Consider the following 24923-nt stretch of genomic DNA (forward strand, 5'->3'; position numbering starts at 1 on the left):
TCGGTAATCCCGTACATGTTGACCAGCGCCGGCAGCACGCCCCGCGCTCGCGCACCGTCCGCCCAGCGCGCAATCGATGCCGGGTCCAGACGCTCTCCGCCGAACACCACCGCGCGCAGCGTATCCAGCGTGTTGCCCGGATCCGCTTGCGTCAGCTGCACGAACGCCGACGGCGTCTGGTTCAGCACCGTCACCTTTTCATCGCGCAGCAGCGCATGGAACGCCGCCGGTTCGCGTGCCGTCCAGTGCGGCACGATCACCAGCCGCCCGCCATGCACCAGCGCACCGAAAATCTCCCACACGGAAAAGTCGAACGCGTAGGAATGGAACAGCGTCCATACGTCGCGTTCATCGAAACGGAAGCGCGCCTGCGTCGCGTCGAACAGCCGCGCGACGTTCGCATGCGTGACGCCTACGCCCTTCGGCACCCCGGTCGATCCCGACGTGTAGATCACATACGCCAGTTGTTCGGGGTGCGGCCGCGCGCATTCGCCCTCGTCCGCGTGCTGATGCGATGTGCCGCGCAACGCGGCCGCGTCGAGCGTCGGCCGTTGCGCGAACAGCGCCGCGTGCTGCGCGAGACTGTCCGCGTCCGTCACGATCGATTTCAGCTCGGCATCCGCGAGGATGTGCGCGAGCCGTTCCGGCGGATACGACGGATCGAGCGGCACATACGCCGCGCCCGCGCGCAGCACGCCGAGCAGCGACGCGACCAGCGCCGCCGAACGCTGCATCGACACGCCCACGCGCGTTTCCGCCGTCACGCCATGCCGCCGCAACTGCGCCGCGATCGCGCGCGACCACGCGTCGAGCTGCGCATACGTCACCGGCTCGCCGCCGTCGCTGATCGCGACCGCGTCGCCGTCGCGCGCGGCCTGCGCGGCGAAACGGGCCGCCACGTCGAGCGGCGCGGGCCATGCGGCCGCCGCGCCGCGCGCGCCTTCGTCGCGCGTGTCGGGCAGTTCGAACGATGCCAGCAGCGCATGAGGCGCAACGCTCCACTGATCGAGCAGCCCGACGAAATTGCGCGCGAGCCGCTCGATCGTCGCCGCCTCGAACACGTCGCTCGCATAGGTGAAGGTGAGGTCGAGGCCCGCCTCGGCGGTCTCGGCGATGTTCAGCATCAGGTCGAACTGCGCCTCGCCGTTGTCGACTTCCTGCACGGTCACGCGCAGAGCGTCGCCGAACGCCCGCTCCAGCGCATGGCGCTGCTGCTGGTTGACGAGCACCTGGAACAGCGGAGTCTGCGTGAGATCGCGCTCCGGCTGCACCGCCTTGACCACGCTCGCGAACGGCACGTCCTGATGCGCGTGCGCGGCGAGCAGCCGCTCGCGCACCGCGTCGATCAGCGCATCCGCGCGCATCGCGCCGCGCGGCTCGGTACGGATCACGACCGTGTTCACGAAAAAGCCGACCACGTCGGCCGCGCCCGGCAGGTCGCGGCCCGCCAGCGGCACGCCGACGCGGACGTCGCGCTGGCCCGCGTAGCGGTACAGCAGCGTGTTGAAGGCGGCGAGCATCGTCATGAACAGCGTCGCATGGCGCGTGCTCGACAGGGTCCGCAGCGCGGTCGCGGTCGCGGCGCTCACCGGCGCGTGCAGCCGGGCACCGGGCGCGCGGCGCGCACCGGTACGGATCCGGTCGAACGGCAGCGCGAGCGGCTCGCCCGGGTCGCCGTCGCCCGCCAGCGCGTCGCGCCAGTAGGCCAGCTGTCCGGCTTCGCGCTCGGGCGTCAGATGCGCGGCGTGGCTCGCCATCAGCCGTCGATAGGCGGCGATCGCCGCCGTGCGGCCGGCGTCCGCCGGCTGCGCGCCGGCCACCCGGTCGCGATACAGCCGGGAGAAATCGGCGAACAGCAGACCGACCGAACCGTCGTCGCTGACGATGTGATGCAGCACCAGATGCAGCACGTGCCGGTCGGCGGCGACGCGGATCAGCGTCGCGCGCACCGGCGGCTCGGCCGTCAGGTCGAACGGCTCGCGCACCCGCTCGGCCAGCCGCGCGACGAGCGCGGCTTCGCCGCCGTCGCCCGCGACGTCCCGCAGATCGAGCACGCGCATCGCGCTGCGGCTCGCGAGATCGATGCGTTGATACGGCACGCCGCCGTCCTCGCCGAAACGCATCCGCAAGGCCGGATGCAGGTCGCCCAGGTCGGCGAACGCATCGCGCAGCGCATCGACATCGAGGCGGCCGTCGAAGCGCAGCGCGCCGTTGACGTGATAGGCGGCGCTATGCGGATCGAGCTTCCACAGGAACCACAGGCGTTCCTGCGGTGCCGACAACGGCATCGGCGCAGCCGGATCCGTGACGGCCTCCGGCTCGGTGCGCGCGGAAGTAGCGGCCGCGTCGAGCGGCGCGACGTTCAGCGTCGCGGCGAAATCCGCGAGCACCGGGTGTTCGAATACCGCGCGCAGCGCGGGCGCATGGCCAAAGGCCGTGCGGACCGCCGAAATCACGCGCACGGCCAGCAGCGAATGGCCGCCGAGCTGGAAGAAGTCGTCATGCGCGCCGACCCGCTCGGCGCCCAGCACGTCCTGCCAGATCGCCGCCAGCCGCGTTTGCGCCGGGCCTTGCGGCGCGACGAACGCCGCGCGGCCGGCTGCCGCCTGCTCAGGCGCGGGCAGCGCGCGGCGATCCAGCTTGCCGTTCGGCGTCAACGGGAATCGCGCCAGCTCCACATACGACGACGGCACCATGTGCGACGGCAACCGCTCGCTCAGCCAGCCCTGCCACCGCGCCCCATTCCCTTCTCCCGGCTCGCCCGCCGGCACCACATACGCCGCCAGCCGCTTGTCGCCTTCCGCACCCTCCACCACCAGCACCGCCGCATCCCGCACTTCCGGATGCGCCAACAGCGCCGCCTGGATTTCACCCAGCTCGATCCGGAACCCCCGGATCTTTACCTGGTGGTCGTTGCGGCCCAGGTATTCCAGATCCCCATCCGTCAGACGCCGCGCCAGATCCCCCGAACGGTACAGCCTCGAGCCCGGTTCGCCGAACGGATTCGGCACGAACCGCTCCGCCGTCAGCCCCGGTCGGCCCAGATAGCCGCGCGCCAGCCCCGCCCCGCCCACATACATCTCGCCCACCGCGCCCACCGGCACCCGGTTCAAATCGCCGTCCAGCACCTGCAGCGTCAGGTCGTCCAGCGGTGCGCCGATCACGCTGCGCGCTTCGCGCAGCGCCGCTTCGTCCAGATCCCGGTGCGTCACGTGCACCGTCGTCTCGGTAATCCCGTACATGTTGACCAGCGCCGGCAGCACGCCCCGCGCTCGCGCACCGTCCGCCCAGCGCGCAATCGACGCCGGGTCCAGACGCTCTCCGCCGAACACCACCGCGCGCAGCGTATCCAGCGTGTTGTCCGGATCCGCTTGCGTCAGCTGCACGAACGCCGACGGCGTCTGGTTCAGCACCGTCACCCTTTCATCGCGCAGCAGCGCATGGAACGCCGCCGGTTCGCGTGCCGTCCAGTGCGGCACGATCACCAGCCGCCCGCCATGCACCAGCGCACCGAAAATCTCCCACACGGAAAAGTCGAACGCGTAGGAATGGAACAGCGTCCATACGTCGCGTTCATCGAAACGGAAGCGCGCCTGCGTCGCGTCGAACAGCCGCGCGACGTTCGCATGCGTGACGCCCACGCCCTTCGGCACCCCGGTCGATCCCGACGTGTAGATCACATACGCCAGTTGTTCGGGGTGCGGATCGGCAAATGCGTTCTCGATCGCGTCATCCGGCGCGGCACCCTCCGTACCGAACGGCTCGGCATCGAGCAGCGCGACACCCGGCAACAGCGCCGCGAAGCGCGCGCGCTCCGCGTTCGTCACGATGAGCGCATCGAGCCCCGCGTCGAGCGCGATGCCGCGCAGGCGGTCGTCCGGATACGCGGGATCGAGCGGCACATAGGCCGCGCCCGCGCGCAGCACGCCGAGCACGGCCGTCACGAGGGCCGGCGTGCGGGACATCGCGATGCCGACGCGACGCTCGCCGCGCGCCGTCAGCGCGGCCCGGCAGGCGTTCGCCACGCGCGCGGACGCGCGATCCAGCTGGCGGTAGGTCAACGACGCGGCCGCGCCGTCGTCGCCGGTGAACGACACCGCGGTCGCATCGGGCCGCGCGGCGACCTGCGCGGCGATTCGGGCGGTGACGGACGCGAAGCGGAACGAAGCGGCCGCGCCGGCCGTCGGCGCATCATCGCCGGCGAGATCGCGCAAGCACGCGTGCGGCGTATCGAGCGCGGCCGCGAGCCGGTCGATGACGCGATCGAAGTAGTCGGCGACGCGCACGATCCCGCGCTCGGCGAGCCGCGCGGCGTCCCAGCGCCATTCGAGCGCGAGCCCTTCGGCGCCGGTATCCAGGTGACGCGGCGCGACGACGAGCGTGAGCGGCAGATGCGTGCGGTTGTACGCGGCGATCGAGCGCACGCCGAGCGCATCGCGACTCGCGCCGAGCGCTTCGTCGAGCGGGAAGTTCTCGAACACGACCAGGCTGTCGAACAACGCGTCGCCGCTCAGGCCCGCCCACTGCTGAAGGCTCGCGAGCGGCGTATGCTCGACTTCGCGCAGTTCCGCGTTGCGGTTCTGCAGCGCGCCGAGCCAGGCCGCGAGCGGCGTGCCGGACGCGACGTCGACCCATAGCGGCAGGCTGTTGATGAACAGGCCGACCGTCGTCTGCGCGTCCGGCAGTTCGACCGGCCGCCCCGACACGGTCGTGCCGAACACCACCTGCCGGCGTCCCGACAGATGCGCGAGCACGAGCGCCCACGCGCCCTGCACCACGGTATTGAGCGTCACTTGCGCGTGCTGCGCGGCGCGCGTCAAGCGGGCGTGCCGCGCCGCGTCGAACGCTCGCGCGACGACGCCCTCGACGGACGCGCCCGCCGCCGCGTGCGGCGGGAAGTCGCCGCCGAGCGCGTCGGCGAGCCGCGCGGGCTCGTCGAGCGTCGCCAGACGCGCGCGCCAGAACGCGCCGGTATCCGGCTGCCGGCGCAGCCAGTGCACGTAATCCGCATAGCGGGCGCCCGGCGTGGCGTCGGCCGCGCGGCCCGCGGTCAGCTCGCCGTAGGCGCGCGCGACGTCGGTCGCGACCTGCGCGGTGCTCCAGCCGTCCGTCAGCGCGTGATGGTGGGTCCACAGCACGTCGTGCGCGCCGTCGGGGCGCGCGAACACGTCGATCCGCATCAGCGGCGCGACGGCCGGATCGAACCCGCGCGCGACGATCGCGTCGCGCGCGGCGGCAAATCCGGCCTCGTAGGACGAAGCGTCCGCCGCCGCGTCATGCACGTCGAACGGCACGCGCGCATGCCGTTCGACGACCTGCAGCGGTTCGCCGCCCGCGGGCCAGACGAAGCGGGTGCGGAGAATCGGATGCCGCGCGACGACCGCGTCCCACGCGGCGCGCATCGCGTCGAGCCGCAGTGCGCCGATGGTCAGCCGCAGCTGCGAGATATAGAGTCCGGGATCGTTGTCGAGCATGCCGTGGAACAGCAGGCCCTGCTGCATCGGTGTCGCCGGGTAGACCGCGTCCGCCGTGTCGCGCGTGACGCCGGCCTGCGCGAACCACGCCGCGTCGTCGGGCGACGCCGGCGCGAGATCTTGCGGCGCGCTCGCCGCCGCACGCGCATCGCCTACGGCGGCCGATGCCGATGCGGAAGCCGGCGCGCAAGCCGAAGCCGGCGCGGCGCTCGCCAGAGCCACCCGCACCGCCGCCTCGATGGTCGGATGCTCGAACATCTGCTTCGGCGTCAGCTTGAGCCCGGCGCGGCGCGCCTTCGTGATGATTTTCAGGCTATGGATCGAGTCGCCGCCGAGCGCGAAGAAGTTGTCGGTCACGCCGATCGCTTCGCGCCCCAGCACCACCTGCCAGATCTCCGCGAGCGTGCGCTCCGCGTCGTTGCGCGGCGCGACATGGGCGGCCGCGTCCACCGCGCCGGCGGGCTCCGGCAGCGCGGCCCGGTCGACCTTGCCGTTCGCCGTCAGCGGCAGCGCGTCCAGTACCTGCAGCGCCGCCGGCACCATATAGTCCGGCAGATCGGCCGCGAGACGCGCGCGCAGCGCATCGGCATCGAGCGGCACGGAGCCGGTCACATACGCCAGCAGCCGCAGCGGCCCCGCTTCGCCGTCCGCGCGGGCGATCACCACCGCGTCGCGCACGCCGGCTTCCGCACGCAGCCGCGCGGCGATCTCCTCGGGCTCGACCCGGTAGCCGCGAATCTTCACCTGGTCGTCGAGCCGGCCGAGAAACGTGAATTCGCCGTTCGGCAAACGGCGGCTCCGGTCGCCGGTCCGGTAAAGCCGCGCGCCGTGCCCGTCCGGGTCCGGCACGAAGCGTTCGGCAGTCAGCGACGGCCGGTTCAGATAGCCGTCGGCGACGCTCGCGCCGCCGATGCACAGTTCGCCCGTCGCGCCCTTCGGCGCCGGGTTGCCGTCCGCGTCGACGATCCGCGCGTGAACGTGCGCGAGCGGCGTGCCGAGCGGCAGCGTCGCGCCGCGGCTTTCGCCGCCGTCGCGGGTCAGCACGCCGACCGCCGTTTCGGTCGGCCCGTAGTGATTGATCAGCCGGCACTCGGGGCGCAGCTGCGCGATCCGCTCGGCGAGCCGGGTCGGCGCGGGCTCGCCGCCGATCAGCAGGCAGCGGCGCGGCAGCACCGCGTCGGGCGCCTGCGCCTGCAGCAGCGCATCGAGGTGGCTCGGCACGATCTTCAGCAGATCGACCGCGTGCGTGCTCATGTACGCGCCGAACGCATCCGGATCGGTCGCGACCTGCGCGTCGATCAGATGCAGCGTCCAGCCGTGCCACAGCGCGCCGAACAGCGACGTGTGGCCGAGGTCGGCGGCGGGCGTCGACAGGTAGGCCGCGCTGCCGATGTCCGCCGGCAGCCGTTCGCCGACGCCGCGCAGGTAGGCGCTCAGCGCGCCGTGACTCAGCACGACGCCTTTCGGGCGGCCGCTCGATCCCGACGTGTAGATCACGTACGCGGGCCAGACGAAGATGCCGTCGTCCGGCCCCGGCATCGGGTCCGCGCCGTGCCCGCCGTCCGCCGAACGGGTCGCTTGCGGGTCGACGACCGGCACGCCGGCCGGCAGCCAGTCGAGCGCGTCGGCGGCGAGCACCGCCCGCGCGCCGCAGTCTTGCGCCTGCCAGCCGAGCCGCGCGGCCGGCAATGCGGGATCGAGCGGCACATAGCAGGCGCGCAGCCGCCAGGCCGCGAGGATGCCCGCGACCAGCGACGCGCTGCGCGGCAACGCGAGCGCGACGCGCTCGCCGGGACGCACGCCTTGCGCGGCGAGCGCCGCCGCGAGCCGGCCGGACCACGCCCACAGCGCGCCCCAGGCCAGCGGGCCGTCGGCATCGACCAGCGCGGTCGCGGCGGGCTTCTGGATGGCGAACCGGGCAACGCGCGCGGGCAGGAAATCGGTGTCGAAATGAGTGACTTGCATGATGTCTGTAATCCGAATGCCGGGAGTCATGCCCGCGGCGGCGTGCCGGCCGCGGGCGCGAGACGGTCGGGCGCGGGCGCGTTCAGTACGCGTCCACGCCCGCGACGGACAGGCCGTCCGTGGTCTCTTCGTCGTAATCCTGCAGGCCGTATGCGCCGATCGCGCGCTCGGGATCCGCGACGATCTGCTCGAGCAGATCGACGTAATGGCGCGCGAACTGCGCGACGAACGCGTCGTCGTACAGCGCGCGCGCGTACATGAACACGCAGTCGAGGCCGTCGGCACCGCGGCGCAGCACGTCGAGCGCAAGCTCGAAGCGGGCGTCGCTCGCATCGGCGTCGACCAGCGCGCAGCGCGCGCCGTCGAGGTCGAGCGCGGTATCGAATTCGTCGTGCAGCACGAACTTGATCTGCGCGAGCGAATGCCCCGCTCCGCGCCGCTCGAGCGGCAGCTCGGCGACGACGCGCTCGAACGGCACGTCGCTGTTCGCCTGCGCATCGATGCTGTCCGCGCGCACCTGGCCCAGCAGCGCGGCGAAGCTTTGCGTGCCCTTCACTTGCGCGCGCATCGCGAGCGTGTTGACGAAAAAGCCGATCAGCCCTTCCGTCTCGAGCCGGTCGCGCCCGGCGACGGGCACCGCGACGACCACGTCCTGCGCGCCGCTGTAGCGGTACAGCAGCGCGTCGAGCGCGGCCAGCAGCACCATGAACAAGGTCGCGTGCCCGGTCCGCGCGAGCGCGTCGAGCCGTGCCGCGAGCGGCGCCGGAATGCGGATTCCCACCCGGGCGGCCAGCGGATCGTACGGCGTCGCGCGATCGTGCTCGGTCGGCAGATCGAGCGGCCCGTCGAGGCCGTCAAGCCGCTCGCGCCAGTAGCCGAGCTGTGCGTCGAGCGCGGCCTGGCCCGTGCCGGAAAAGCGTTCGCGCTGCCACGCGGCGTAGTCCCCGTACTGCACCGGCAGCGCCGGTAGCACGGGCGCTTCGCCGCGCCGCGCCGCGCGGTAGCCGGCCGCGAATTCGCGCAGCAGCACGTTGATCGACCAGCCGTCGGACACGATGTGATGCATCACGAAGTGCAGCAGATGCCGCTGCGGCGCGCGCGCGAACAGCGTCGCGCGAAACAGCGGGCCCTGCATCAGATCGAACGGCGCGCGCGCCCGCGCACGCAGCTGCGCCGCCAGTTCGCCGGGCGCCGCGTCGCGCAGCGTCACGGTCTCCCAGTGCCATGCATCGGCCGCGCGTTCGGCGGGCAGGATCACCTGGCGCGGCGCATCGTCGATGTCCGCGAAGCGGGTGCGCAGCATGTCGTGGCGGCGCACCAGCTGATCGAGCGCGCGCTGCGCGGCGGCCGCATCGAACGGGCCGTCCAGTTCGAGCGCGCCGGACACGTTGTACGCGGCGCTGTCCGGATCGACGCGCCACAGCACCCACAGACGTTCCTGCGGCAGCGACAGCGGCGCCTCGCGCAGGCCGCGCCGGGTCAACGCCGGCTGCCGCGCTGCCGCGCGCGCGGGCTGCGCCCACCACGCATCGAGCGCCGCGGCCAGGCCGCGCAGCGTCGGATGGCTGAACAGCAGCCCGAGCGGCACGTCGCGCTCGAACTGCGCGCGCAGCCGCGACGCGACCTTCAGCGCGAGCAGTGACCGGCCGCCGAGCGCGAAGAAATCGTCGGCGCTCGACGGCGGCGCGATGTCCAGTACGTCGCGCCAGATCTCGGCGACCGCCTGCTCGGTCGGCGTCGCCGGCGCGCCGCCCGCCTCGGCCGCCGCGTCGCGGCCGCCCTCAGCCGGTATGCCCGCAGCCGGTATGCCCGCCTCGCGCACCGCGAACGGTACGACCGTGCCGTCGCGCCAGGCGCTCACGCAGGCGCTGCGCTGCAGCTTGCCGCTCGACGTGCGCGGCAGATCGCCGGGTTCGAGCAGCAGGATCAGCGCGGTTTCATACTGGAAGGCTTCGCCGAGCGCATCGGCGATCGCCGCGAAAATCTCGGCCGGCTCGATGCGCCGCGCCTTGCCGCGCGGCACTTCGGCCGCGATCCCGATCCCTTCCGAACCGTCGGCCGTCTCGACCGGGAACGCCGCGATCCGCCCGCGCCGCAGCCACTCGACCCGGTCGGCCAGCACCGCTTCGAGATCCTGCGGATACACGTTCTCGCCGCGCAGCACGATCATGTCCTTGCGCCGCCCGCAGACGAACAGCCGGCCCGCGTCGGCGAAACCGAGATCGCCCGTGCGCAGCCAGCGGCCCGGAAAGCCGGGCGCGTCCGCCAGAAACACGGCGGCGCTCGCCTCCGGATTGCGCCAGTAGCCGCCCGCGATGCTCGGGCCGCTGCACCAGATCTCGCCGACCCGGCCGTCGGCCAGCCGCTCGCGCGAGCCCGGATCGACGATCGCGAACGCATGCTGCGACGGCGCCGCGCCGCACGCCACCACCGCCTTCGACTCGTCGCCCGCCGCCCGCACCGCCACCGGCTCGGCGCCCGCCAGCGCGGCCACAGCGAAGCGCGTCTCGGGCGCGCCCGCGCTCACCTCGACACCCGTGACATACAGCGTCGCTTCCGCGAGCCCATAGCACGGAAAAATCGACGCCGGCGCGAAGCCATGCGGCGCGAAACGGGCGCCGAACGCGTCGAGCGTCGTCTGGCGAATCGGCTCGGAGCCGCAGAACGCCACCCGCAGCGAACTCAGGTCGAGGCCGTCGAGCTGCGCATCGCGCACCCGGTCCGCACACAGGCGGAACGCGAAATCGGGACCGCCGGTCACGTTCGCCCGCTCGCGGGCGACGCCCTCGAGCCAACGAGCCGGCCGTTCGAGAAAATGCAGCGGCGAGATCAGCGTGACGTGAAAGCCGCACAGCACCGGCATCAGCAGGCCGCCGATCAGTCCCATGTCGTGATAGAGCGGCAGCCACGAGAACATCCGGTCGTCGGCGCGGCAGCCCATGCCGCGCGACATCGCGTCGACGTTCGCGCACAGGTTCGCGTGGCTCACCATCACGCCCTTCGGCGCGGACGTCGACCCCGACGTGTACTGCAGGAACGCCACCGCGTCCGGATCGCCGCGTTCGACGCAGAATTGCGCCGCGTCGCCGGCATCGGGCGACAGCAGCGCGATGTCGCCGAGCGCGTCGCCGAGCGGCGAACCGTCGAGCATCGGGCGCGATTCGTCGGGCAGCACCGCGATCCGCGCCGCGCAGTCGTCCGCCATCCGGCGCAGCCGCTCGACGTGCGCGCTGTGCCGCGCTTCCGGCGGATACGCGGGCACCGCGATCATTCCCGCGTACTGGCAGGCGAAGAACGACACGATGTAATCGAGCCCGGTGGGCAGCATCAGCAGCACGCGGTCGTTCGGGCCGCCCCGCGCGCGCAGGGCGGCGGCCAGACGGCGCGCCCGCGCATCGAGCGCGGCATAGCTCAGCGCGTGCACCTCGTGCTCGCCGTCCGCGAGAAAACGCACCGCGACGTGGTGCGGCCGCTGCGCGACATGCAGCCGCATGACCGCGATCAGATCGTTCGCGGGCGTTTGCGGGGCAAGCGCCGCTTCATTGACATCCGTGCCGGCGCCGGCCCGGCGCTGCACCTCGATTACAGACATCCTTCTCTCCTGAGAGTCGCCGCCCGGTGAACCCGCGGCCCGCCTGGCGGGCCCGCGCGGCGCCGCCGGACGGTGTAAACAGCTCGCCGCCGCCGGGTTGGCGACGGGGGTGCAATCCTCTTGATTGCGGGGAAAGAGCGGCGTCCTCTGCGTGACGCCTGCGTGTCCTGACTGCGTGCTTCCGGCGCGCCGCCGATGCGGCGGCGCGCCGCGCGCCGTCCGTTCAATAGGCGAAGCTGATCGGCGTGCCGCCGCGCGGATGCGGCACCGTGCCCATCGGCACGCCGTAGATCGCGCCGAGCATGTCATCCTCGATCAGCTCGGACGCCGTGCCGCTCGCGAGCAGCCGGCCGCTCTTCAGCGCGATCAGGTCGTCGCAGAAGCGCGCCGCCATGTTGACGTCGTGCAGCACCACCACCACGCCGAGGCCGCGCTGCTGGCTCAGGCCGCGCACCAGGTCGAGCACTTCGATCTGGTGCGCGATGTCGAGCGCCGAGATCGGCTCGTCGAGCAGCAGGCATTCGCTGTCCTGTGCGACCAGCATCGCGATCCACGCGCGCTGCCGCTCGCCGCCCGACAGGCTGTCGACCGCGCGATCGGCGAAACGCGCGAGGTCGGTCAACTGCAGCGCCTCGTCCACCTTCGCGCCGTCGACGCCCGTGAAGCGGCCGAGCGCGCCATGCCACGGATAGCGGCCGAGCGCGACCAGCTCGCGCACGGTCATGCCGTTCGCGGCCGGCTGCTGCTGCGGCAGATAGGCCACCTGGCGCGCGAACGCGCGGTTGTCCCAGTCGGCGAGCGCGCGCCCGGAAAAACGCAGCGTGCCGCGCGTCGGCGCCTGCTGGCGCGCGAGCAGCTTGAGCAGTGTCGACTTACCCGAGCCGTTGTGGCCGATCAGGCCGCAGACGCGCTGCCTGGGCAGGTTCAGCGTGAGCGGATGCAGCAGCGTGCGCTCGCCGACGCTGAACGTCACGCCGTCGAGCGCGTACATCGGTTCGCCCGGGCTGACCGGCTGGACAGGCTGGGCCGGCATGGCGGGATTGGCATTCATCGCGGGTAATCTCGGTCGGTCAGTGGGAAACGGGCGCGAGGCCCTCGGGGCGAGGCTGCGCATCGGCGCGGCCGGCGTCGAGCAGATCGCCGCGCCCCTGTTCGACGATCTGGCCGAAGTCGAGCTTGATGAAGCGGTCGGCCAGATGGAAGTAGCGGTCGTCGTGCGTGATCACGAGCACGGTCTTGCCCTTCGCCTTCAGGTCGGGCAGCAGGCGCTTGTAGAACACGTCCTTGAACAGCGGATCCTGGTCGGCGGCCCATTCGTCGAACACGTAGAACGGCCGGTCCTCCAGATACGCGACCAGCAGCGCGAGCCGCTTGCGCTGGCCCTGCGACAGGTTCAGCGTCGAGAACACGCCGTCCTTCACGCTGACCTTGTGGTCGAGCTGCAACGCTTCGAGCAGCTGCCGCGCATGCGCGTCGAGACCCTCGACGCGCATGCCGAGCAGGTTGTCGAACAGGAAGAAATCGCTGAACACGACCGAGAAGTGCTGGCGGTAGATGTCGCGCTCCGCTTCGCCGACCGGCTGCCCGTTCAGCCGCACTTCGCCGCTTTCCGGCACGTACAGGCCCACCAGCATCTTCGCGAGCGTGGTCTTGCCGCTGCCGTTGCCGCCGATCAGGTAGACGAGTTCGCCCGGCCGGAACGTCAGGTCGACCGGGCCGAGCGTGAATACGTCGTTTTCCTTCTCGCGGAAATAACGGTGCGTCGCGCCGGCGAGCGCGATGGTGTCGAACGACGCCGCGTTCGGCGCGTCGAGCGGCGCCTCGAGCGGCAGCTCGGCGTTGACCTGCTCGATGCGCTCCAGCGCGACGCGCGCGGTGCTGACGCTCGGCAGCGCCGACAGCACGGCCTCGATCGGCATGATCATGTAGACGAACACGATCGCGTAGCCGGACATCACGTGCGGATCGACCGAGATGTGCCGCGCGAACACGAACAGCGTGAGGCCGATGAACGCGAACAGGATGAAGTTGCCCCAGCTCGCCGCCGCCGCGTACAGCACGTAGCCGCGCGTGCGCTGCACGCGCACCGCCTCGACGTTGGTCGCGAGCGTGTCGTCGATGAAGGTGCGCTTGCGCGCGCGGTGCAGCTTCAGCTCCTTCGCGCCGTCGAACAGCGCGCGGAAATGCTTGACGAGATCGTCCTCGCGCCGGCGCGAGGCGCGCAGATGGAACATCGCCCGCGTATGCGCGAAGCGGAAGCCGCCCATCCCGAGCAGGATCGTGACGATCGCGACGAGCAGGATCGGCCACGACAGGTAGCCGAGATACAGCAGGCATCCGACGATCACCGCGCTTTGCATCGCGAGCGACGGCAGGCCGACGAAGAACACCACGATCGCATCGAGATCCTGCGTGAGCACCGCGAGCGAGCGCGCCGAACCCTGCCGCTCCAGGTGCGGATACGACGCGTCGCCGATGCGCCGGATCGTGCGCATCCGCAGCGTCGCCTTCGCCTGCTGGCCGAGCCACATGAACAGCGTCTGCGACAGCGTGCGCATCACGAGCACCACGACGCCGACCGCGAGGAACTGCCAGCCGAGCCGCGCGAGCCCCTCGGCGGAGCTGCTCAGCGCCTGGTTGATCAGCGCGAGCAGCGCCGCATTGCCGAACCCGCCGACCAGGCTCGCGATCAACGCGAGCACCAGGATCCATCGCGATTTCTTGACTAGATGCAAAAGTAGGGACATGTATTTCCTTGGAGGATTGCCGACGCGTCAGACGAGCGGACCGGGCATCGATGGTAGCGAATTCGCTCGCTGCCCGTCAGCCTCGGCCCGCCGGTCCGCGCCGCTCATTCGTCGCCGCCGTCCAGGCCGCCGATGCCGCTCGCGCTCAGCCGGTCCGGACCGTGGCGCGCATCGCCGCGCTCGAACACGCCGTGCGGCTCGGCGGGCGCGACCGGCCGCCAGTGCGTCGCCGCGCTCGCACCAGCATGCGCGTGCGCCGCGTCCCGCGAGCTGTGCTGGCCGTCCCAGTGCGCGTGCTTGAGGTGCAGCTGCGGCGGCGCCGCGAGTTCGACCTGCTGCGGCTGCGCGGCGAGCTTCTGGCGCCGCAGGAACGGGCAGCGGTCGTCCGCCGGGGTATTCGCGTCGTCGAGGAAATACTGCTTCCATTCGAGATTGCCCGGATCGCCGTAGAAACCGAGATCCGGGTGCGCGCCGATGTCGTCCCAGGTTTCGAGACGCTTGCGCACCTGGTTGCGCGCTTCGCGGCCGATCACCTTGTTCGTGATCGTGTCGACGAACACCGCGCGCGGCTGGAACAGCAGCACCATGCCCGGCCCCAGGTTGCGGCTGTGGCGCGCGCGGAACGACGGGCAGGCGCACACGACGAACATCTGCAAGCCCGCGTACGAGAACTCCCAGTCTTCGTGCGACGGGTCCGGCTGCTGGTCGGCGAGCGGATCCGGATCGACGTTGTGCAGATGCTGCAGGATGCTCCAGAACAGCTGGTGATACGTGTCGTGCGACAACGGCTCAGGATCCGGCTCGAAGAACACCGCGATGTTGTTCTTGCGGTATTCGGGCAGCGACGCCAGCTCCGCGAAGGTCTGCATCGTCGCCGGCAGGTCGCGGGTGTCGCGGCCGTTGACGAACGCGTAGAACATTTCGCCGCGCCGCTCCGCCATCGTGCCGAAGAAGCACGGATAGCCGGGGTCCATCACCTGCTCGCGCAGCGTCGCGTACGACGCGTCGAGCCATGCCGGCGGGACCACCGCGGCGCCCGTCGCGCGCCCCGCGATGATCCGGCTCTTCCAGTCGCTGGCCTCGAACTGCTCGACGTTTGCCGCGCCGCCGTTACTTGATTCCATCATTCGCTCTCACTATTCTGCCCACCGTTTCGCGCGCGTCGCGCGCACACGCCCCGGCGACCCGTCCGGGGATATCGACACTGCTTTCGTGGGGGAATTCGGCGCCTTCTAGTGAACATCGCGGCGAGGCGCATCGAATCGGACCATCCGGCGGCCGGAATCAGGCCGCGGCCGCCGCGGGCTGCTCGAGCTCCGCGACCAGCGTCTGCACCCAGTCGTCCGGGATGATCGGCTGGTGGTACGTACACTCGCCCGACACCACCGTCGAGCCGTGCAGCCGGCCGTCCGGGATCAGCACCATGTCGCCCTCGTTCATCTTGAGCTGCATGCCGACGTTGCCCCAGAACAGCATTTCGCCTTCCTGGATCGTGACCAGCCGGTGGTCGTTGTGCACGTGGGTGGTCGAGCACATCTCGTGCGGTTCGATGAAGGTCTCGCGATCGATGCCCGGGCATTCCGCGTCGATGCGCGTGCTGATCCGGTGCGCGAACTCGACGTAGCGGCGGATCGACGACAGCCACAGCAGCTGCTCGCCCAGATCCCAGCGGCCGCGCTCGGCCAGCCGTTCGGCCGCGACGACGCCCTGCACGAACTGGCCGTGCGCATTCGCGCCGAGCCCTTCGCCGACGCGCTGCAGCGCCCGCGCGCAGCGCGCGGCCAGCTCCGCCTTGTGAGCGGACGGGTCGGACGGGCGGCGGCCCGCCGGCTGCAGATGCGAGCACGCGCGCTCGAGCGCGAGGCCGAATGCGAGCCACTCGGCTTCCGCGCCGAAAGCCGCGCCGATCAGGCCGAACGCGCGGTCGGGACGGCGCGCGAGCGCGTACAGCAGATTGCATTTCGCCATGCTGGTCGGCAGATAGAACTGCCAGTACGCGTGCTGGCGGCGCGTCACGCCGCTCGCGGCCGCGACCCGTTCGAGGAGCGGGTCGTCCGGCAGCGGGCCGCGCAGCGTCGGCCGCTCGTCCGGCGGCAACATGTCGAAGAAGCCGCTGGCGGCGGCCTGCGCGAACGCGCGGCGCTTCGACACGGCGAGCGCCCAGCGCTGGACCATGATGAAGCGCAGCCCTTCTTCCAGATAGTCGTTGCGCATCAGCCGCGCGAAGGTCGCGTCCCAGAACGCCAGTTCGTCGTCGACGAGGCGCGCGAGCCGCGCGCTCACCGCGTCGACGCTTTCCGCCGCCTCGACGTCCTTGGCCAGGAATTCGAACGCGTACGCTTCGAGGAACGGGGCGATCTGCGCGCCGAGCACTTTCGTGCCGTCGTCGTAGAACGTCGCGAACTGCTGCCAGTCGGCGCCGTCGCCGCTGCGCGGCAGGCGCGCGACGTCCAGCTCGTAGATCGACAGCAGCGTGCGGTTCGACGCGAGCGCGGGCAGGCGGCTCACGTTGTGCTGCTGCACCGGCTTCATGAACTTCAGGAATTCGAAGTCCTCCGGGCGCAGCGGGCGGCGATGGAAATCGTCGTCCAGCAGCAGCTCGTCGACGGTCGCGCTGCGGAACGGCTGCGCGGCCGAGAACTGCTTGATCAGCGCGACGTGTTGCTCGCTGAGACCGTGGAACGGGGTGAAATCGAATAGCTGGGGCAAGGCTTGAGTCATGATCGGGAGGTCCTTATCCGGGTTGCCTGGATTGCCTGGGAATGGGGTGTTGCCTGAGTTACGGCTCGGCATGCGCGACGCCGGACGCCGTGGCGCCGGCACGCGCGCCGGACGCGCCCGTCATCGCCACGAGTACGCGCCGCCGGCCCGCGAACGGTGCGCGGCCGTGCGACATCAGCACGTTGTCGAGCATCATCAGGTCCGCGTCCCGCCACGGGAACGACAGCATCGTGTCCCGGTACGCGGCGCGGATTTCGTCGAGCATGCCGGTGTCGATCGGCGCGCCGTCGCCGAAATAGGTGTTGCGCGGCAGCCGGTCCTCGTCGACCACCTCGAGCAGCGTTTCGCGCAGCGCGTCCGGCAGGTTGGTCACGTGGAACAGATGCGCCTGGTTGAACCAGACGGTTTCGCCCGTCGCCGGGTGCCGCAGTTCCGACTGGCAGATCTGCCGCGTGCGCAGCGCATCGCCGTCGTCGAGCCATTCGTAGTCGATGTCGTGCGCGCGGCAATAGCGCTCGACCTCCGCGCGTTCGGTCGTGCCGAACACCTGCTCCCACGGCAGATCGAGCCCGTTGCCGTAGTTGCGCACGTACATCACCCGCCGCTCGGCGAATTGCCGGCGCAGCGCGGGCGACAGCCGCTGGTGGACGAGCCGGCTGTCGGCGACGGGCGTCGCGCCGCCCTGCTCCGCCGCGACGTCGCAGTAGAACCAGATCGTCGCGGGCCAGCGCAGCGTGTACGACTGCTCGTTGTGCTGGTCGATCCACTGGTCGGCCGGGTACTCGGTCGACGAATACACGCCCTTCTCGATCCGGCTGCGCGGCGTCGAGCCGAACTCGTACTTGAGCGGCTCGCCGAAGTGCGAGACGACCCGGTCGAAGCCGCCCGGGCCGAGCGCGTCGAAGCCGCGCAGCAGCACGCCGCCGTGCAGCCGGGCCGCCGCCGCGAGGCGCGCGTCGAGCGCGGCCAGGCAAGCGCCGTCGAGCGCCTGCGGGTCCGTGGCGGTGAACACCGCCAGGCGGGTGCCGTTGCGCTCCAGCGTGCTTTCGGCGAATCCCGTGTGATGCAGGGTCGATGAAGTCATGCGACATCCTTGGGCGGGGCCGCATCGGCTGCGGACGCGGCCCGCGCGCGATCGAGCGCCTGGACGAGCGTGTCGAGCACGGGTTGCGGCGCGTCGTCGAGATAGAAGTGGCCGCCGGCGAAGCGATGCACGGTGCACGGCCCGCGCGTTTCGGCCGACCAGGCGGCGACGTCGTCGCCGTTCGCCGTGGCCGGATCGTCGCGGCCGACGAACACGTCGATCGGGCAGGCGAGCGGCGCATGGCCGGGCGCGGCGGCGCGCGCCGCCAGATGCGCGGGATGCACGCCGCACAGATGAAAATCCGCGCGCAGCATCGGCAGCATCAGGTCGATGAAATCCAGGTCGTCGAGCAGCGCATCGGGCGTGCCGCCGCGGGTGCGCAGCCGCGCCACCATCTGCTCGGGCGTGCACGCGAGCCAATGCGTTTCGAGCGCCCGGCGCGTGGGCGACACGGTGGCCGATGCGCCGAACCATATCGGCGCGCGGCCGGCGCGGCGCCGCAGCGCATGGATCAGCTCGAGTCCGACCAGCGCGCCCATGCTATGGCCGAACACGGCGAACGGCGCGCCGTCCCGAATGCAGCCGAGCGCGTCGGCCGTCAGTTGGTCGATCAGCGCCGGCCAGGCGTCCAGCGCGGGCGCCGCGCGGCGGATGCCGCGTCCCGGCAATTCCAGCAGCTGCGGCCGGATCGACGGCGGCATCCGGCGCGTCCATTCGCGATACAGCGACACGTTACCGCCCGCATGGGCCAGACAGATCAAGGTGACAGGCCGGCCGCCGCCGGCCGGGCGATTCGCAACGTTCATGTTCAGGCCGCCGGCGATCCCGTGCCGGCGGCGCCCGCCTGCGCGTCGCCCGCGGCCATTGCCTTGCGCAGGCTCGCCGGACGCATGTCGGTCCAGACTTCGTCGATCCACTTCAGGCATTCGTCGCGTTTGCCGAACTTGCCCGCCGCGCGCCAACCGGCGGGAATCGCCTTGTAATCCGGCCAGATCGAGTACTGCTCTTCGTCGTTGATCACCACGACGAAGGTGGTGTTTTCGTCACCCCAGCTCATTTGCTCGCTCCGAAATAAAAATGACAATAAGTCCTATTCAATGATGAAGCGACAGTCGTCCCTTGCGGAAGACTGGCACGGCCCGGAAAACTTTCAATGTGTCAGTATTGAAGCGGAATTTAATCCGTTCAAATGAGAATCATTGTTGTTTCCGGGCGAATCTAAAACTGCACGCCACTTTGTGTCAAGAAATTTCACCTTTTAAGCAGGTGAAAATAAAAACGAAATATATTTGTATGTTTTTTGAAATACCAAAGCGGCCGACGCGATTAGCGGCGACAGCTTTTTGTAATAAATCAGCAAGCTTTCCATCTGACAGAATTAGCGGAGATTCGCGACAGAGGGATGACGATTGGCGGGAATCCGCAAATAATCAGCCGGTATAGACGGTCCTCAATAATGGGTAATGAGAATCGTTTGCAATATCGAGCGAATTGATGAATGATTCGGCCTGAGATTCGGGCGCGGCGCGACGCACGGCCGCGTGCCGTCGCGCACTCGGCGCTCGCCCGGAGCGTTTCGCCCGCCTCCCCGGTCCGTCTATCCGTTTCGCTCTGTGAAGTCCATCGATGAAATCTGCCGCCGACTCATCCGTCCAGCCTGCGATCGAGCCGGCCACCTGCCCGGTATTCGAACCGTATCCGCTCACGTCCCGCGATCTCGATACGCTGCGCCCGCCCGGTCCGGGCGAACTGCTGCTGTGGCGGTTCCGCTCCGAATGGCAGCTGATTTCGCGCGATGCCGGTCACCAGCGGCTGTCCCAGGCCGAATTGAAGCGGATGCGCACCCATCCGCACGCGGCGTTCGGCAAACGCTTCGCGGTGGGGCGCGCGGTGCTGCGCAGCCTGCTCGCGCCGATGACGGGCGAGGCGCCGGAGCGGATCGCGCTGATCGACGATGCCGGCGGACGTGTACGCTGTGCCGGCAATCCGCAGGCTCGCGCGCTCGACATCGCCGTCGATTACGCGGGGATCTGGATTCTGATCGGCATCGCGTCGTGCCCGCTCGGCATCGGCACCGAAGCGCCGCGCTCGATCGATCGCGCGATCGCGGCCACCCGGGCGGCGGCGCGGCGCGCGGCGCTCGCGATGGCGGCCGGCGAGCCGCCGCCGGTCGATGCCGCGCGGCTGGAACAGGAAGGCCCGGCGCTGTGGGTCGACCTGCCGCCGACCGGTTCGTGGCATCTGCTCGATATTCCGATGGCGGGAGAGCTATGCGCAACCGTCGCAGCGGCCGCGCGGGTCACGCGCATCACCGCGTTCGGCTGGCGGCATACGCATGCGCTGGCGCCAACGTCCGCGGCGCCGTTTCGGCAGGCTTCCGGCCGAGGTTTCTGACCGGATCGCCGCCCGCGTGGGCTCGGATGCGGCGAGTCACGCTCGTCACGCATCGCGTTGCCGCACGCCGCCCGGAGCCTCCCGACAGGCTGGCACGCCGCGCCCCGCCTTCCCGAAGCCATCGACATTCGCGACGACCTGCCCACCCCCGCGCGCTTCAGCCGGGCGTCACCCGGTGAAATCGTTCAGCCGCGCGAGCAGCATGCGCGCCTGCTCGACCCGGTCATCGCCGGTCGGTCTGAACGGAAACCGCAGCGGATTCAGGAGGCGCTTGAGGTGCGCGCGGCTGCTGCGCGCATACGCCGGATCGTAATGCGCGTCGATGAGCGCTTCGAACAATGCGCGACGCTCGCCCGCGTCGAGCAGTGCGTGCCAGTCGGCGATCCGCGCGCGGCCGTGCAATTCGGTCAGCCGGGCGAGCTGCGCCGCGAACGACGCGGGATCGTCGAACAGATGCGCGTATTCGTCGAGCAGCAGCGCGACCCGTTCGGTGCGCGCCGTTTCGACGTTCACGCAGGTCGTGTCGCGCATCCCCGCGAGAACCGCGCTCGGCAGCGTGATGCTGCCGATGCGCCGGCTTTCCGCCTCGACGAACACCGGCCGCGCGGGATCGAACGCCCGCAGCGCGCCGACCAGCGCCGTGTCGAACGCCTTCTGCGACGGCTGCGGCGCGTCCGGCAGCGCGCCCAGCACCGAGCCGCGGTGGGCGGCGAGCCCTTCGAGGTCCAGCGTCTGCGCGCCCGCCGCCGCGAGGGCGCCGATCAGCCGGGTCTTGCCGCTGCCCGTCGGACCGGCCAGCACGATGAAGCGAAAGGCCGGCGGCAGCGTGTCCAGCGCCGCGACGATCGAGCGCCGGTAATGCTTGTAGCCGCCTTCGAGCTGCCGCGCGCGCCAGCCGATCAGGTTGAACCACGAGGTCATCGATTTCGAGCGCGCGCCGCCGCGCCAGCAGTAGATCAGCGGCCGCCAGTTGAGCGGCCGGTCCGCGAACAGCGTGTCCAGATGCCGCGCGATGTTGCGCGCGACCATCGCCGCGCCGACACGGGTCGCCTCGTGCGGCGACACCTGCTTGTACATCGTGCCGACGATCGCGCGCTCCTCGTTGTCGAGCACCGGCGCATTGAGTGCGCCCGGAATGTGGTCCTCCGCGTATTCGAGCGGCGTGCGCACGTCGACGATCTCGTCGAATTCGGACAGTTGGTCGAGGGAGGCGAGCTGTGGATTCAAGGCGGAGGCCGGCGCAAGGGCCGGATCGAAGACGGCGAAGGGGGCGATTATCCCATGCCGGTGCGTGCCCTCCGGGCATACGGCAATTCGAACGCGGCGCGCGCGGCGAGTCTTCGCGGCACGCACGGATCGCGCGAACGTACTCGAATCCAACCCGATCCGGTTGCCCTGCGCTCAGAGGAGCGTTCCGCAGCGCCGATGTCCGTGATGTCCGCCCGCGCGATATACGGCTCGTTGAGCCGACCGCCCGATCTGTCCTCGCCGCACCGCGGCCCGGTTCCTCCCGGCCGTCACCGGGCTAGCGTCCTGCGCGGCCAAGCGAGCGCCGGGAAATCAATATCTTCCGGCGACGAAATCCCCGAACGAGACATGCCCGAGTGCTTGAGGTTCGTTCGGCGCGGGATAGTCGAAGAGCGAGAGCACCGACGCATCGTCCCTGAACGGGGTCTTCTGCCGATGGTTGTAGGCGATCGTGAACCGCAGATCCGCCGCCTCGGCAACGGCGCCCAGGAGGTTGAAGTTCGTGAAGTCGTTCCTGAACGGGCGCCATTCGTCGAGGGCGTAGTAGGAACGCTTGAGTTCCACGATCTCGACGGGGCCGTTGTCGTCGATCCTGACGAGATCGATGTCGGAAACCGTGATCGCGCCCAGATTGTCCCGCTGCCAGTTCTGATACGCGCTGCTCGACGCATCGTTGATGCTTTTCCCGCAGGCGCCGCCCCTCACCGGAAGGCCGAACGACTGGAACTCGGCTTTCAGCGCCGAGAGCGAGATCGTCTTGGCCGGACCCGCGAGGTTGTCGGCATAGCGCACATCGCCGATCAGCGCGCCGTCCTCGTCGTCGAACGAGATCCGGGCGACCGGCAGCGCCGCGTGCCCGGCGATGGTTTCGAACACTCGCATCGCCGTCGGATCGGGCTTCCACGAACGTCCATGGGCCAGCACCATGACGCGCGGAATCGCCGCGCCGTCGCCATAGACAAGCATCCATGCATTTCCCGACACCCATGAGAACGGGTGCTGCCCGGTATGTTCGAGGCCTTGGTAGACCGCATTCGACTGGTAGTACGCCACGCTTGAAGATCCTGTGAGATGAAGACGGCTCACTGTATCAAGCCGTGTGTCGCGCCTCAAAGGAATCCGCGGGATGTCCGGGACAATTTGGCCGTTTCGGAGAGGTCATGGGCCGTTGCGCCGGTCATGCCCGCCGGCTTCGGCCGGTTGGCCGAAGCCGCCCATACGCGGTTGCGAGGCGCTCGCGGGCCTCGGCGACTCGCCGCCTGCGAGCGCCTCGCCGGAACGGAACCGGCGGCGCAATCGCATTGCCCCGCGCGAAACAACCGGACCTGGCAGCAGCCAGAGCGCGGCCGCTTTCGCACGACGGCCCGCGCCGTCTGCTACGCGAAGCCGAACAATCGAGCCGGCGTATCGGCCAGCACGACGCGCTGTTCGTCCGGATCCGGCAGCAGCGCATGGATCAACCGGTACGCATCGTCGTAGTTCGTCCGACGCTCGAACTGCGTGTGCGGCCAGTCGCTGCCCCACATCAGCCGGTCCAGCCCGAGCGCGTCCTTCAGCCGCGGCGTCGCCGCGCGCGCGACGGCTTCGCCGACGCCGTTCGGACCGTTGCGATAGGCGCCCGACAGTTTCACCCACACGCGCCGCGACGGCCCGAGCGTCAGCAGATAGCGAAACCCGGGATCGTCGATGCCGAGCGCCGGATCGGGCCGGCCGAAGTGATCGACAACGACCTTCAGCTGCGCGTCGAGCAGCGGGCCCACGACCTGAGGCAGGCGCCGCGCCTCGCAGTGCACCTCGACCTGCCAGCCGAGCGCGGCCAGCTTCGGCAGCAGCGCCTGCCAGGCGGCGCTGCGATAGTCGGGGTCCGGCGCGTTGAACAGGTTCAGACGAATCCCGACGATGCCGCCGCGCGCGAGCGCATCGAGCTGGGCCGCATCGGTCGCGGCCGGGTCGATCACCGCGACGCCGCGCAACCGGCCGGGCTGCGCGGCGAGCGCGTTCAGCAGGTAACGGTTGTCGGTGCCGAGGAAACTCACCTGGATCAGCACGCCGTGCGAGATGCCGTGGGCGTCCAGCTGCGCGAGATAGGCCTGCAGCGGCGCGTCGTAGTCCGGCGCATAGCGCCGCTGCTGCGCGAGCGGCAGGTCGTGCGCGAACACGTGCGCATGGGTGTCGATCGCCGTGATCTTCGGGCCGCGCGGCGAGATCGCGCAGCCGCCTAGGGCGGTCATCGTCAGCATTCCCAGAAATCCTTGATTGAAGGCGCGGCGGGACCAGCCGCCGCCGAGGGGTCTACCCGTCATTCGATTGTCTCCGTCATTATGTGATGGCCGGCGGGGCGGCGCCTGTGTCGCGCCGTCCGTCCGCGCGGCCCCGCCGGGTTCGGCCCGTGTCAATGCCGCGCCGGCTGGCCGGCCGGCGCGCCCTCGCCCTGCAGCTCGGGCAGGCTTTCCGCGAGGGCGCGGCCGCGCGTTTCCGGCAGCATCAGCACCGCGAGCGCAACGATGGCGTACGCGATGCCGGCGTCGATGCCGATCGCGAAGCCGAGCGAGGTGGTCGCCGACAGATGGCCGACCATCACCGGAAAAGCCGCCGATGCGACGCGGCCGAAGTTGTAGCAGAACCCGACGCCCGTGCCCCGCATCCCGCGCGGATACAGCTCGTTGAACAGCGCGCCCATGCTCGCCGGAATGCCCGCCGCGAAGAACCCGAGCGGGAAGCCGAGCACCAGCATCGCGTGGTTCGACAGCGGCGCGAACAGATAGAGCGTCACGGTCGCGACGCAGCAGACCGAGAACAGCAGGATCGTGCCGCGGCGCCCGATCCGGTCGAGCAGGTGCGCGCTCGCGATGCAGCCGAAGAAGAACGCGACGATGATCACCGCGAGATAGCCGCCCGTGCCGAGCACGGACAGGTGCCGTTCGGTCTTGAGGTAGGTCGGCAGCCAGGTCATCAGCGCGTAGTAGCCACCGTGCGCGCCGACGCCGAGCAGCGCGCCGATCAGCGTCATCCGCAGCATCTGCGGCGCGAAGATGCCGACCAGCGGCGCGGCCGGTTCGCCCGCCGGCGCGGCGGCGCGGCGCGGCGCCTCGGGTTCCTCGACGTTGCGGCGCACGTACAGGATCAGCAGCGCCGGCAGGATGCCGACCGCGAACATCGCCCGCCACGCGGTGTCGGGCGGCATCAGCAGGAAACTCGCCGTGTACAGCAGCACGGCGGCGCCCCACCCCACGGCCCACGCGCTCTGCACGGTGCCCATCGCCTTGCCGCGATGCTCGGCGCGGATCGACTCGGCCATCAGCACCGCGCCCGCCGCCCATTCGCCGCCGAAGCCGAAGCCCTGCAGTGTTTTCAACACGAGGAACTGCGGGTAGTTCTGCGCGAACGCGCAGGCGAACGTGAAAATCGAGAAGAACGCGACCGTGATCTGCAGCGTACGGACCCGGCCGATCCGGTCGGCGAGCGCGCCCGCGACCCAGCCGCCGAGCGCGGACGCGACCAGCGTCGCGCCGCTGACGAAGCCGGCCTGGGTCTTGTCGATCGCCCATTCGGCAATGATCGCGGGAATCACGAGGCTGAACATCTGCACATCGAGCGCGTCGAGCGCCCAGCCGCCGAAACACGCCCAGAAGGTGCGTTTCTCTGCCGGCGAAACGGCCTTGAACCAGTTGAACATCGGGGTCTCCTCCAGGAATGGT

General features: G+C 70.4%; 14 protein-coding genes. 1 reads left to right on the forward strand and 13 read right to left on the reverse strand.

The genetic code is table 11. The features are described from left to right. The 9 genes from RZR99_RS05050 to RZR99_RS05090 form a co-directional block, all read right to left on the reverse strand. Positions 1 to 7439, reverse strand: a 7439-nt coding sequence (locus RZR99_RS05050) for a non-ribosomal peptide synthetase (protein ID WP_323118645.1), incomplete at its 3' end; no start/stop codon positions are given. 82 nt (positions 7440 to 7521) lie between these two features. Then, positions 7522 to 11031, reverse strand: coding sequence for a condensation domain-containing protein (locus tag RZR99_RS05055; protein WP_323118646.1), 3510 nt, complete (start codon positions 11029 to 11031; stop codon positions 7522 to 7524). A gap of 223 nt (positions 11032 to 11254) precedes the next feature. Beyond that, positions 11255 to 12082: an ATP-binding cassette domain-containing protein gene (locus RZR99_RS05060; RefSeq protein ID WP_323118647.1), complete on the reverse strand. Its 828-nt coding sequence runs from the start codon at positions 12080 to 12082 to the stop codon at positions 11255 to 11257. A 19-nt stretch (positions 12083 to 12101) separates the two neighbouring features. Further along, positions 12102 to 13778, reverse strand: a complete 1677-nt coding sequence (locus RZR99_RS05065) for a cyclic peptide export ABC transporter (protein ID WP_323118648.1) — start codon at positions 13776 to 13778, stop codon at positions 12102 to 12104. 104 nt (positions 13779 to 13882) lie between these two features. Beyond that, on the reverse strand, positions 13883 to 14902 hold the full coding sequence (locus RZR99_RS05070; protein ID WP_323118940.1) for a YqcI/YcgG family protein: 1020 nt from the start codon (positions 14900 to 14902) through the stop codon (positions 13883 to 13885). Between the two features lie 160 nt (positions 14903 to 15062). Further along, a complete protein-coding gene (locus RZR99_RS05075; RefSeq protein ID WP_323118649.1) occupies positions 15063 to 16499 on the reverse strand; it encodes a cupin domain-containing protein in 1437 nt (478 codons plus the stop codon). 58 nt (positions 16500 to 16557) lie between these two features. Next, positions 16558 to 17583, reverse strand: a complete 1026-nt coding sequence (locus RZR99_RS05080; protein ID WP_323118650.1) for a TauD/TfdA family dioxygenase — start codon at positions 17581 to 17583, stop codon at positions 16558 to 16560. After that, positions 17580 to 18389: a thioesterase II family protein gene (locus RZR99_RS05085; RefSeq protein WP_323118651.1), complete on the reverse strand. Its 810-nt coding sequence runs from the start codon at positions 18387 to 18389 to the stop codon at positions 17580 to 17582. Before RZR99_RS05085 ends, RZR99_RS05080 begins: the two co-directional genes overlap by 4 nt. A gap of 2 nt (positions 18390 to 18391) precedes the next feature. Beyond that, positions 18392 to 18640, reverse strand: coding sequence for an MbtH family protein (locus RZR99_RS05090; RefSeq protein ID WP_323118652.1), 249 nt, complete (start codon positions 18638 to 18640; stop codon positions 18392 to 18394). Positions 18641 to 19209: 569 nt separating this feature from the next. On the opposite strand from RZR99_RS05090, the gene RZR99_RS05095 reads away from it, so the two are divergent. Next, positions 19210 to 19977, forward strand: coding sequence for a hypothetical protein (locus tag RZR99_RS05095; RefSeq protein WP_323118653.1), 768 nt, complete (start codon positions 19210 to 19212; stop codon positions 19975 to 19977). A gap of 168 nt (positions 19978 to 20145) precedes the next feature. Here the strand turns inward: RZR99_RS05095 and mnmH are convergent, their stop codons facing one another. The 4 genes from mnmH to RZR99_RS05115 all read right to left on the reverse strand — a co-directional run bounded on the left by mnmH (position 20146) and on the right by RZR99_RS05115 (position 24901). Continuing rightward, positions 20146 to 21204 carry a tRNA 2-selenouridine(34) synthase MnmH gene (mnmH, locus tag RZR99_RS05100; protein WP_323118654.1) on the reverse strand — a complete coding sequence of 353 codons (1059 nt, stop codon included), beginning with the start codon at positions 21202 to 21204 and terminating at the stop codon, positions 20146 to 20148. 333 nt (positions 21205 to 21537) lie between these two features. Then, positions 21538 to 22278 carry a hypothetical protein gene (locus tag RZR99_RS05105; RefSeq protein WP_323118655.1) on the reverse strand — a complete coding sequence of 247 codons (741 nt, stop codon included), beginning with the start codon at positions 22276 to 22278 and terminating at the stop codon, positions 21538 to 21540. Between the two features lie 323 nt (positions 22279 to 22601). Further along, positions 22602 to 23465, reverse strand: coding sequence for an amidohydrolase family protein (locus tag RZR99_RS05110; RefSeq protein ID WP_323118941.1), 864 nt, complete (start codon positions 23463 to 23465; stop codon positions 22602 to 22604). 152 nt (positions 23466 to 23617) lie between these two features. Continuing rightward, entirely contained in the window at positions 23618 to 24901 is a 1284-nt protein-coding gene (locus tag RZR99_RS05115) for an MFS transporter (RefSeq protein WP_323118656.1), read from the reverse strand. Positions 24902 to 24923 lie beyond the last annotated feature (22 nt).

This window comes from Burkholderia alba, from assembly GCF_034721475.1.
In the GTDB taxonomy this organism is placed as follows: domain Bacteria; phylum Pseudomonadota; class Gammaproteobacteria; order Burkholderiales; family Burkholderiaceae; genus Burkholderia; species Burkholderia alba.